This window comes from Myroides fluvii, from assembly GCF_009792295.1.
In the GTDB taxonomy this organism is placed as follows: domain Bacteria; phylum Bacteroidota; class Bacteroidia; order Flavobacteriales; family Flavobacteriaceae; genus Flavobacterium; species Flavobacterium fluvii_A.
In genome coordinates, this window is record NZ_CP039934.1 from 918,238 (window position 1) to 930,638 (window position 12,401).

A 12,401-nucleotide genomic window follows, 5' to 3' on the forward strand; every position below is an offset into this window, starting at 1 on the left:
ACTTTCTCTAATTGGTTAAAAAACTGCTTTTTTGAACCTGCTTTTTGTCATTTTTTCATTCCGTAGCCCTGCTATGCAACTTAAAAATGCCTTTAATCAAACTCAAATAGTTAATTTTCACTTCAATCAAAAAAGTCAAGATCAGTTCTTAACCTAAAACAACTTTTTTTTCCGTCGGACTTCTTATTTTTATCGCTTTAACTATGTCATTTAATCGTGAAAAATAATTATATACAATCTTACTCTATTGCTGATATCTTAAATCGATATGAGCGTTTCATTGTTGACAAGCGACTAGCAGTAGTAGAGATTGGCCCAAAACACAGCCAGTATTTTGTTATTGGCAAACCCTATAAATTTGCTTCATTTGGCTTAATTCTCATCACTTCGGGTGAATGTGAGATTACCATTAATTTAGAGCCCACCAAAGTAAAGAAAAACGATATTCTCGTGGTGTTACCTCAACAATTCTTTGAAATTATCCACTTTACCAAAGACTTTAGCGTACAAGCTTTTTTTGCCAGTGGAGAATTATTCTTAGATGCGGGATTTCACTTAAAATCGAACAATCTATTTCATTTTTTTTCTTCTCAGTATCCCAAGATATTACCCTTGAATACCTATATTATCAAGGAAATCAACTATCATTTGAAGCGACTTAACAAACTTGTTTTTGACAAAGACAATATCTTTACCCATCAATTGATTCTCCATCATTTTTCGATTTTGATGTACGAATTGGGTCATTTTTACAACAAAAGAGTTTTAGCAAAAACAGAAAAAAAGACCCTTCGCAAAGAAGAGCTAACCAAAAACTTCCTCTTTTTGGTTTCCTCTCATTTCAAAAAAGAGCGAAGTGTACAATTCTATGCGGATCACCTATTTATCAGTCGCAAGCACCTAACGAAAATTATAGCGGAAGTATTTGGCAAAGCGCCCAAGGATATTATTGTAGAGACCATCATCTTAGAGGCGAAAATTATGTTGAAAAACCCTACTAATTCAATCACTCAAGTGGCCACTGAACTCAATTTTCAAGATGTCGCGCTTTTCAGTAAGTTTTTCAAAAACAGTACAGGAATCTCACCTAGAGAATTTAAGTTAATAAATTAACATTTAATAAAATTTATGCGTCTTTTAGACAACTTATTCCGTTTATTTAACCACTAATATTTCCGCAAAAATAGCGAGATTTGAGTCCCTTTAATGGAAAAAACAGCTCAAAACGCAAGTAACTATTATTTGCATATAAGACGCAAAACAAACAACAATGTTAAAAAACAAACAACAATATGCTCAACTAACGGCCCTTGGGGGTTACCTACCGCCAAAAAGACGCACCAATGCTGATTTAGAACGTTTATCGGACACTTCTGACGAGTGGATCATGAAGAGAACGGGAATCAAAGAGCGCCGAATTTTAGAAGATGGTCTAGCGACATCGGACATGGCTGTAGCCGCTATAAAAGAATTGTGTGCTGCATATCAAAAAAACGCAGAGGATATTGACGCACTTCTCATTGCGACTTCCTCCCCTGACATGCCCATGCCCTCAACAGCCAATATCGTTTGCCACAAGCTAAACCTCAAAAACGTATGGGCTTTCGACATGAATGCAGCTTGTTCTGGTTTTTTGTATGCTTTAGATATGGGGGCAGCTTTAGTAGAAACAGGTCGTTACAAAAATGTCGTGGTTGTCGGAGCAGATAAAATTAGCACGTATGTAAATAGCAAAGATCGCTCAACCAATATTCTATTTGGTGATGGAGCGGGTGCAGTTTGGTTAGAGCCTTCTGCAGAGACTGGAATTTTAGATGCTTTATTACTCAGTGATGGCAAGGGAATCGAATACCTCAACATCAAAGGTGGAGGTTCCTTGTATCCTCATGACGCTGAAGATTGGAATGAGGAGCATCGTTATTTAAAACAAGATGGCAAGGTAGTCTTCAAAAATGCGGTAACCGCAATGAGTGCAGCTTGTCAAACGCTCTTAAAAAAGAATGATCTAACCATTGATAACGTCAATTGGCTCGTTGCTCATCAAGCAAATAAACGCATCATTGATGCTGTCGGTAAAGAATTGGATATCGAAACACACAAAGCCTTAAATAATATTACCTATTCTGGTAATACCATTGCCGCTACGATCCCCCTATGTCTGTGGGAATTTAAAGATCAAATTCAAAAAGGGGATTTACTCTTGCTTACTGCTTTCGGCGCAGGATTTTCTTGGGGTGCGAGTTTATTACAGTGGAATATATAAAATCAAAAGACGCGGGATTTTATTGGAAACCCCCGCCATTTGTACTAAATAAATAAAAAAGAGGTCTCCATCGGAGGCCTCTTTTTGTTTATAATTATGTAAACGATAGGTTCTGGTTAGATTGCACGGCTATTAACTTAATTCCTCTGGGAAGTCAACACCTTTCTCTTGAAGATATTGAACAAGTTGTGCGTGCTTTGTTTGTAAATCTGAAGTACAATCACATGCAATAGGGCAAATTTGAAAAGGAGAGATTTCTAGAATTATAGCAATCTCATTTAATACATCATTCTTCAATTTTGTCTTTCCACTCTCAATATCAGAATAGGCCTTTTGTGAAATATTAAGCTTCATCGCTACATATTCCTGAGAAAAACCTAACTCCTTTCGCCTTGTACGCATCTTTTCTGATTGATTTTTACATTTTTGTGCTGGTGTTTGCATAATAAACCTCGTAGTTTAATAAATTATCTCACACAAAGGTAACACTTTATTATATTTTAGTTCCTTTTTATTAAACTTTATCGTACCTTTGGTTAACATAAACAACAAAATCAATGTCAAGCTTAAAATGAATGACTGAAAATTGATATTCAAAAAATTCATATATGCTTAACGAAAAAACTGCTTTCCCCAAAAGCAGTTTTTTTTATGTTCACTTTTGCCCTTTTCCTGTTCGATAATGAACACCCCCTCACCAATCAAAAAATACAAGATACTGAAAATTAGAAATTTAAACAAACATTAATCCCTTGGCATAGCTTTAGTCTTCTATCTATCAAATAAACCAACCGATGAAAACTAAACTAAGCACTTTTATTCTGTTTTTCACCCTTTCTTGTGTCAGCTTTGCACAAGTTAAACTTTCTGGCACCGTTGTCAATCCCAGCCAACAACCCCTTGATTTTGCCGAAATTTTATTACTTGACCAAAATGAGAAGCTACTTCAACATACCTACACGGATGAAACAGGTCAATTCTCGTTTGAAAACATCCCTTCCGATTCTTATACTTTACGTGTAAATAATCTCGGAATCACGCAATATGAAACAAGCATAACCCTAACTCAGGATGTGACATTAGCACCTTTGACTGTTCAAAACGACAAAATGCTAGATGAAATTGTCGTGGCTACCCAAGCAAAAGTATTTGAGCGAAAAGTAGATCGCACCGTGTTCAATATTGAACAATCTGTACACGCAAACAACAGCAATGCCAAAGACCTTTTAAAGCTTACCCCTGGACTAAAGGTGGATAAGGATCAAATCGCATTAATCGGAAAAAGCAGCATGCAAGTGATGATTAACGACAAAATGTTGCCTTTAACAGGAGAAGAACTGATGAACTACCTGCAAACTATTCCTTCTGAAACCATTCAAAAGATCGAGATTATCAGCACACCACCAGCAAAATACGAAGCTAGTGGCAACAGCGGATTAATCAATATTGTATTAAAACAAGCCAAACACAATTCGTGGAACAATCAGATCAGCACAGGCTTTGAAGCAACAGATAAAGCGTTGTGGAAAATTAGCGATGTATTCAATTACAGCAAAAACAAGCTATCCCTTGCTGGTGCAATGAATGCCAGTAGGGGTTACAACCAAGAAATTGGAAAAATGAACTTGCATTATCCTACAGAAACTTGGAATACTGTTTATCGCGAAACAAAACAGAACAAAGACCTTTCGGGTAGTTTTCAGTTGGATTATCAAGCGACACCTAAAACTGGATTCGGCGTTCAATATAGAGGAAGTAAAAACACGCAACAAACAACAGATAACAATCAAGTCGATGTGAATAACTCGGTTGATAACTTGATTAAAAACATCAATACGAAAGGAAAATCGAGTCCAGATTTCAACAATCACGCCATCAATTTAAATCTGACACATAAGTTTGATACTGTGGGTAATAAACTAAATTTAGACTTGGATTACTTTAACTACAAAATCAATAAATCACGAGTTTTCAACACAAATACGCACTATGTTGATAACTTTGTTAACAATGACCAACAAGCTCAAACCGAAGGAGATCAGAAAATAGACAATTACAGTGCAAAAATAGACTTAGAACACCCGTTTTCTTTTGCCAACTTATCTTATGGAGCTAAAGTGAGCGTTGTAAAAACAGTTAACAATGCTAACTCTTCTACCTTCAATGGTCAAACGACGCTACCTGAAATCATACAAGCCGATCACTTTATTTACAGAGAGAACATTCAAGCCGCCTACGTAAGTGCATCAAAATCATTTGGAAAAAAATGGGAAGCTCAGGTGGGTTTACGCGTAGAGAGCACGCAAACCACAGGCGAATCAATAGCGACGCAAACCACAGAAAAGACGAATTACACCGAACTTTTCCCCACGCTTTATGTAAGTTATAAAATCAATGAGGAGAACAATCTCTCCATGAGTGCGAATCGACGTATCAGCAGACCGAGTTTTTGGCAACTAAACCCCTTCCGTTGGTATGTCAATGAATACAACTATGTAACGGGAGATCCAGCCTTAAAGCCTACGTATGTAAATGCAATGAACGTAAACTATACCTTCAAGAACAAATTATTTATTAATGCATCCTATTCAAAAGTAACAGATCTTGCTTCTCAATATTCAAACATTGACACCGAAAACCATATCCAAGTATTGAAACAAGGCAACATTTTTGATGCAGCTAGTACCAACCTGAGTATCACCCATGTATTTGACACTTGGCATTGGTTAAACTCCCAAAACACACTATCGGCGTTCTACAATTCGAGTAAGTTAATTCAGGATGTTCAGGTAGACACTCACGATGGAATGGGGTACTATTTTAGCTCTAACAATACGCTTCAGCTCAATGCAGACAAAACGTTTCAGGCTCAAGTCGACTTTTGGTATCAATCGAAATTAAACAATGGAAACTGGAAATTAAAACCGATGTACGGATTAAACTTAGGATTAAAATACGCCATGTTAGACAAGAAATTAAACATTTCTGCTTATATGAATGACATTTTAAGAACTTCCCATTTACGTGCACAAGCAACTTCAGATGGTGTAAAACAACAGTACAATATGTATCATGACAATCGCTATTTCACCTTAGGCTTGAGCTATAGCTTTGGAAATTCTAAAATCCAAGTAAAAGAACGTCAAGGAAGCAATAAAGACATTATCAACAGAAAATAAAAAGACTTGTTCATAACCTGGTTAACAACTTTCAGAAACACCTGATTTACAAGCAATAAAAACATTTTAAAAGCAAAAGTTATAAACAATACTAAAATAGTAGTAACAAAATAGTTAGAACGACTACTTATAAGCATCAATCAAGTTATAAACAAAAAAAACACCACTTGTTAACAAACTTATCAACATTGTTAATAAGTACAGAACAACCTTATCACTATGAAAAATAAAATCACCTTTTTTATTGCCTTTTTTTGCGGGATTACCTTCCTGCAAGCCCAGAATACAATCAAGGGGAAAGTACTCAATAAAGACAAGCAACCGATAGATTTTGCTGAGTTGCACTTAGTCAAAGAAAGTAATGACCAATTAGCACAGCAAGGCTTCACTGCGGAAACGGGTGAATTTACGTTGACGAATATTCCAACTGCACAATACAAGTTAAACATTCACTACTTAGGTCAATTGTTATACACAAAAGAAATGTTGATTGACCAGCATATGGATTTAGGGGAGATTGTTGCAGAATCATCAACGGAACTAGGTGAGATTGTCGTACAAGCGGAAAAGAAATTAGTAGAACGCAAAGCCGACCGTTTGGTATTCAATACGGCAAATAGCGTTGCTTCTCAAGGTATGGATGCCATAGAAGCATTGACCAATACCCCTTTAGTCAAAGTGCAAAATGACAAAATTAGCATTGTGGGAAAAAGTAGTGTGACGGTTATGATTAACGATAAGATTGTTCACTTACAAGGGGATGCTTTGACGAATTATTTAAAGACCCTGCGTTCGGATGATATTGAGAAAATTGAAGTAATCACCAATCCTCCTTCCAAATACGAAGCTAGTGGAAACAGTGGATTGATTAATATCGTTTTGAAGAAAAACAAATCCTTGGGGATGTATGGATCCGTGAGTAGCTCCTATTCGTACAACAACTACAATTGGTATTCGCTCAATGGAAGTTTAAATTACCAAAAGAAGAAGTGGAATGTGATGCTGAAAGCCAATGGAGGAGATGGAAAATACGGCAATGAGAATACGTATACTTTTAAAAACGATACGCGTATTTTAGATTCTTATGCTAAACCAACAGGGGCTTATACTTCAGGAGGAATCAACCTGACCACCAACTACCAGCTATCAGACAAAGAGGTAATTGGAGCGACCTATGATTTATCCAAGTACAAAAATGACAATACGAATCCCAATACATCCAAATATATAGCCTTACCGGAGCAAAAAACAGATTCTATCATCAAGTCTATTACAGAAGCAACCAACAACAACATTTACCATACGGCTAATTTATTTTACGACCGCAACTTAGATACCCTGGGAAGCAAACTATCCTTAGGGGTAAATTACTTTTCTAATATTCCAGATGGAGCAACAGACATGAATGAATACGATCCCCAACACAAGCTTCGCAATTCAACTTATTACACCAATGACTTAAAATATCAGGTATGGAGTGGAACAGCGGATGTATCGTATAAATTGTCGTGGGCTGATGTTGAATTTGGAGGAAAGTACTCGAATTACGACAATAAATCCAAGGTATTTTACTACAACCGAATTGATGAAGATTTAGTTTATGACAATAGTCGCAGCAACCGATTCAACTACAAAGAAGATAACTTTGCTGGATATGTCAGTTTACACAAAAAATTAAGCGATCAATGGAGTGTTAAAGGAGGAATGCGATTTGAGCAAACAGAAGTAGAAGGTCATCTAGTAGAGACGAATGAAACATTTAAAAAATCATATGGCAAATGGTTTCCAACTGCTTATATTTCCTATGATCCCAATGAGAATCACTCGTTCAACTTCAATTACTCTAAGCGCATCAACCGTCCATACTCTGGCATTTTGAACCCATTCCGCTACTATGCAAATAGTTATTCCTACAACAGCGGAAATCCAGAATTAGACCCTTCATTTACAGATAATTTCGAATTGAATTACCTCTTTCACGGCTCTTTGTCTGTGGGGTTAAATTACTATCACATTACCAATTCGTTTGATCAGTATTCAACCTTAATTGACGATGTTTTTATCAGTACCTATTACAATATGTTGAATAGTGACAACTATGGATTAGACCTTTCATATAGCGATAAAATAACAGGATGGTGGCAAACCAGTACAGGAGTCAATACAAACTATTCGAGTTCTTATTACCGCAATAAAATAGCCAATCAAATTCCCCAAAATGGAGTATACTTTAGTTACTATTCACAAAACACGTTTACGGTGAATACCGCTAAAACCTTACATGCATTTTTAAACTGGTATCACCAAGTACCCCATAAATCAGACAATACTAAATATGGTTCGTATTCAGCGTTGACTACAGGAGTTAAAGCGAATGTATTGAACAAGAAACTCAACCTCAATGTTACCTTATACGATATCTTCAATACAGGTAAATCCAACGGAACGAGTTATTTCAATGACAACGTACAAAACTTCACCAACAGCTGGAATAGCCGAAGATTGACCATTGGTGCAACCTATACTTTTGGAGATAGCTCCAACAAAAAAAGCATTAAAGAGGCGAATTTTGAAGATAAAAGCCGAAGCAGTAAATAGCCCGTTTTAGCCTCTCGATTCACTTAATAAAATTTAACAAAATTATTTTTACAAAGACTGTAACAAAACAAAAACAAGAACGACCAATAGTTCAAGATTCCAGCGTAGCTAAGGTGTTGCTGGAAAAAAGTAAATTTTAATTCACAGGAAAGTCTGTTTCGCTTTCTTCTCTTCTTCACCGAAGAATATCAAAGTCTGAAGCACTTTTATAAAAATGGCGTGATGACCCATTTTAATTGATTAGTTAGTTGAACGTCCTTTGTATGTCCATACAAGGGACGTTCTTATTATAGCCATTGGTGTTCTTGTTTTACTCGAGGCTCTTGTAGTTGATTGGCAATTGCAAAAGTACGTGCATGCAACAACGCTCTTCTTCCTTCAGGTGTTCTGGTATAAACAACGCGATTCTTTCCTACTAATTTGGCCCATTGATCTGAAAAATAATCGACTTGTTTTCGGTTTATGCCTAAACAGGTGGGAACCGCGTGAAAATCAGCTTCGCTATCTTGAATAGGCAAGAGTGTTTTTCGTTCAATAACATAACGAGGATTATCAATAGGAGATAAAATTTCTTTCATACATGAGGCAAATACATTGCTTTCTCTCAAAGTTGCGCCTTCTAACGAACAGAATACACCTCCACCAAATTCTAATTCACTGATCACGTGTAATTTTGTTGTTGGGGTAGAAATAATCTCGAATTTACAAAGCGTATTACAGAGGGCTAGTCCAATATTTTGCACATCTTTTCGCATATCGCCAAATTTTCGATATAGGCGATAATACTTCACCCCTTTCCATCCAAAGCGAAAGCCTAATCCGACAACAAAGGTTTGAAAAACCCAATATCCAAAAGACCACAAACTAATTCCATGCATAAGAATTCCCCTTCCCAATCCGATAAATTGATAGGCTAAAAATAGAATCGCAGAACAAACAACAGTAAACAAAACAGAAACAATGGTCTTGTTCGTGTAAAATCGCTTCGCCTGTTCGATATTTCTTCTTTCTCTTGACGATGAAAAAGTTACCTTCACTCCTTCTACTAAGTGACTTCCCTTTTGAATGGCTGTTAGCCATTTCGCTTTTAATGCACTTCGTTGTTTGGCAAAATCCAACGTCTGTTGATTCTGTTTCTCCCTATACGTTGGATCGAGTACTCTCTTGGTATTTCCTTCTCTTAAACGATCTATTCCATTTGAAATACTGGTTTCTTCATGTATGCTACTATTTGATATACCAACAAACGTTTGAAAGCGTCGATGGACAATGCTCCAGTCTTTCCCTCCTTCAATCGCATCAGTATCCAAACAAGCCAAATGCCAAATATTAGCTGTTTTAGTTTCGTCTTTTGGATTGATACGAAAGGCACGTCCTCTAATCTGATTCGAGGTAATATAAGCACCAATTGAACTCGCTATAATCAAGGTATTAATCGCAGGGGCATCCCAACCTTCTCCGAGTAATGATTTGGTTCCGACTAAAGCGTTTATCTTTCCTTCCTGTACTAACCGAGTTACTAAACTAACAATATCTGCTTTCTCCCCAGAGGTGAGATGCAAAGCGGCATACTGATCATCATAGGAAAAGACATGACTAGAAAATGGTTCCCGTCCTTTCTCTTTTACCCATTGATTCAGCGTTTCTACACAAAGCGTAGGAACAATAACTATAGATCCCGTTAATACAGCCAATCGAATTCCCTTTCGATTGGTCCGACGAAGGGTTTCAAAAATAGATAAAACACCCAATTTAGACAAAACAGGTGGCGGAATTACGGTATGGCTGTAATACTCTTTTCGGATATAATCTGTTAAGATGACCATACGCAAATCCTCTCCTAAAAGCTCGTATTCAAAATCTAAAATTCGAACCATACTTTCTAATTTACTCAAACTAGAAAGCAGTAAATCATCCCCTTTATTATCATTTACCAATTGAACTTGTCGAAAGGAAATCAATCCCTTTTTCTTCAAATTTGCTTGTAGGTTGCGTTTATGTGCTTCGTATTCTGGGATTACAGTAAAAAAATCTTGTCCGTGAAAACAATAGAAATTCAGTACTTTTTCAAACCAAACAAGATCTAAAGAGGGGAGTTCATCTTGATCCAATCCCACTATTTTTAAGTGTACCTTATCGAGTTCTCTATCATCGTCTTTCAAAAAGATTAAACAAGCCACATAGGTGGTCAAATTTTCATAAATCCAATCCAAGTGATGCATCGGTTGTTGAAAAAGAGTTGATTTTTTGAGTATTTTTACCAAATCTGCATCTGTTCTTCCTTGAGTAAAAGCCTCAAAAACAATGGATTTGTGATAGAGAATTTTCTCTCGCTCTTCCGCTAAGGGTGTGCTGTAATAAATAAAATCTTGATGCGGGCATAAATCCCCAGCAACAATAAGTTCAGGAATTGCAATTTCTTCATCAACAGGTCCTGCTAAACCAATATACCGTTGCCATTCAAAATCTACTGCTCCATAGGGTGGTGTTGCGGTTAATCCAACAACAGTTGCTTTCAATTCTTTATCCAATAAATCTAGAGCTTTCCACCACTCTTTTCGCAGATGATGCACCTCATCAACAAGCAAGGTTTGAATGCCAACTGCTTTTAATTGTTGAATAATTGCCTTGGCATTCGCATTGGTATAAACTGTATTTTCTTCTTTTTGATCTTCATCAAGCTCTCCTTCATCTTCCTTTAAATAATTAAAGGCGGCATGTAATCCTTGATAGGTAGAAACAGTAAGAAACTGAGGGGATGTAATTTGAGTTGAAATCCAATCGGGCACTTCCTCTACTTGTAAAAACAACGAACAAAAACGATCAATCCACTGATTTTTCACTGCCAAGGTTGGCGCTAATATCAACGTGGGTTTATTGAGTTGCAGAATCACTTCTAATCCCAAAACCGTTTTTCCTGATCCGGGAGGAGCTACAACGTGTAATTTATTGTCTTTTAGATGCGCTTCTAATTGATCCAGCACTTTTTGCTGGTAGTCGCGCCAAGGATATTTGAATGCAATAGGGGTTGGAAACTTTTTCAAATGGTTGATTTTTCTTCCTTAAAAATAAGCAAGCTTTTCTAGGAAACAAAGCCTTTTAAATGTTTTTGCGAACACCGTATAAAGTCATATTTTTTTCATTATTTTGTAGAACTTTCAATACTTGAAACGACTAAACTGGCTTTCTAATTATCACAATGACGACAAAAATTCAATTTAAATTAAGTAACGATGTCCTTCTTACTGTTATTCAGATGGTTGAAAAAACGGATGACTATGTAGTACAATCTATAAAAGACGCTTTATTGGTTAGTATAAAAGAGGATTTACTTGCTAAACTTGAAGATAAGGCCAAGAATATTCAGAAACAAGTCTCTATTTTAGACCACAATAAAAAGCATGCCATCGTTTTAAAGTACCACGAAGCGTACACGATGTACAAACTTTTGGAGTTGGTTTACGAAAAAGAGACCTTTGCAGATCATCCCCATATCAAAAAAGTCAAGCGTCTTTTGGTGGATTTAGAGAACAAGGTAGAAAGTTTTACAACTGAAAATAAGGAGACGGATGAAACGCAAACCACGGCAGCTGCTTTGGCGAATTTCCCTCGATTAGGTGTCAATGAAATCATCATTGAAGAAGCCACTATTTTAGAAGGGGAGCTTAGCGAAGAAGTACAAGCAGACCTGCAGGAGGAAGACAACAATCCGGTGTTAGATCCTACTATTGATGTGAATGAGATCATCGTAAAAAATTATTCCATCTTTGATCTTTTGGAAGAAAGCCAACCTACAGATGCTCATAAGGAGGAAACAGAGAGTAAAGAAATTGAAATAGATGCGGCATCCGTTACTCTTGTGGAACCTGCAATCCAGGAAGAAGCGGTCGCTGAGGAAGTAGAACCTCAACAGGAAGAGGTTTTAGAGTCCCTTACAACAACAATCGAAGAAAATACAACAGAAGAGCCACTGGTGTTTACAGCAGAAATTGAAACGACAGAAACAACGACTGCGGAGGTTATAGAAGAAACCGAGGTAAATGAATCATTTACTGAAGAAACATTCATTCCCCAAGAGGAAACAACAATCCCTTCTTGGGCACAACAAACGACACCCCCAATTTTTGATGGTGTTGTAACAAAATCATCCATTTGTGTTGAATCTGAAGAAGAGGGAGCTACAGCTTGTACCCCAACAGAGCCTGAAGAAGATACACTCAACCTCTTTGAAGATACCGTTCTACCTATTCAACCTCAAGAAGAGAAGGTAGAGAAAACGGAAAAAGAGGGAAAGAAAGAAAAAAAGAAACCCGCCAAAGACCATACCCAACAGGGACAAATCAGTCTTTTCTAACTAAAAT

General features: G+C 36.8%; 7 protein-coding genes. 5 read left to right on the forward strand and 2 right to left on the reverse strand.

Annotated elements, in window-relative coordinates; genetic code table 11:
* Window positions 1-216: 216 nt before the first annotated feature.
* The gene (locus FBR08_RS04235) at window positions 217-1,113 is read left to right on the forward strand and encodes a helix-turn-helix domain-containing protein (protein ID WP_158961567.1); all 897 of its coding nucleotides are present in this window, start codon (window positions 217-219) and stop codon (window positions 1,111-1,113) included.
* Between the two features lie 157 nt (window positions 1,114-1,270).
* Window positions 1,271-2,263: a beta-ketoacyl-ACP synthase III gene (locus FBR08_RS04240; RefSeq protein WP_158961568.1), complete on the forward strand. Its 993-nt coding sequence runs from the start codon at window positions 1,271-1,273 to the stop codon at window positions 2,261-2,263.
* Window positions 2,264-2,395: 132 nt separating this feature from the next.
* Here the strand turns inward: FBR08_RS04240 and FBR08_RS04245 are convergent, their stop codons facing one another.
* A complete protein-coding gene (locus tag FBR08_RS04245; protein WP_158961569.1) occupies window positions 2,396-2,707 on the reverse strand; it encodes a helix-turn-helix domain-containing protein in 312 nt (103 codons plus the stop codon).
* A 350-nt stretch (window positions 2,708-3,057) separates the two neighbouring features.
* Between FBR08_RS04245 and FBR08_RS04250 the strand changes: the two genes are divergently transcribed.
* Both FBR08_RS04250 and FBR08_RS04255 read left to right on the forward strand, forming a co-directional pair.
* On the forward strand, window positions 3,058-5,442 hold the full coding sequence (locus tag FBR08_RS04250; protein WP_158961570.1) for an outer membrane beta-barrel family protein: 2,385 nt from the start codon (window positions 3,058-3,060) through the stop codon (window positions 5,440-5,442).
* A gap of 219 nt (window positions 5,443-5,661) precedes the next feature.
* Window positions 5,662-8,040: an outer membrane beta-barrel family protein gene (locus FBR08_RS04255; protein WP_158961571.1), complete on the forward strand. Its 2,379-nt coding sequence runs from the start codon at window positions 5,662-5,664 to the stop codon at window positions 8,038-8,040.
* 287 nt (window positions 8,041-8,327) lie between these two features.
* Here FBR08_RS04255 and FBR08_RS04260 read toward each other — a convergent pair whose 3' ends face one another.
* On the reverse strand, window positions 8,328-11,084 hold the full coding sequence (locus FBR08_RS04260; RefSeq protein WP_233266236.1) for a DEAD/DEAH box helicase family protein: 2,757 nt from the start codon (window positions 11,082-11,084) through the stop codon (window positions 8,328-8,330).
* Window positions 11,085-11,239: 155 nt separating this feature from the next.
* Between FBR08_RS04260 and FBR08_RS04265 the strand changes: the two genes are divergently transcribed.
* Window positions 11,240-12,394 (forward strand): hypothetical protein, encoded by a 1,155-nt coding sequence (locus FBR08_RS04265; RefSeq protein ID WP_158961572.1) that lies wholly within the window; start codon window positions 11,240-11,242, stop codon window positions 12,392-12,394.
* The last annotated feature ends 7 nt before the right edge of the window (window positions 12,395-12,401 follow it).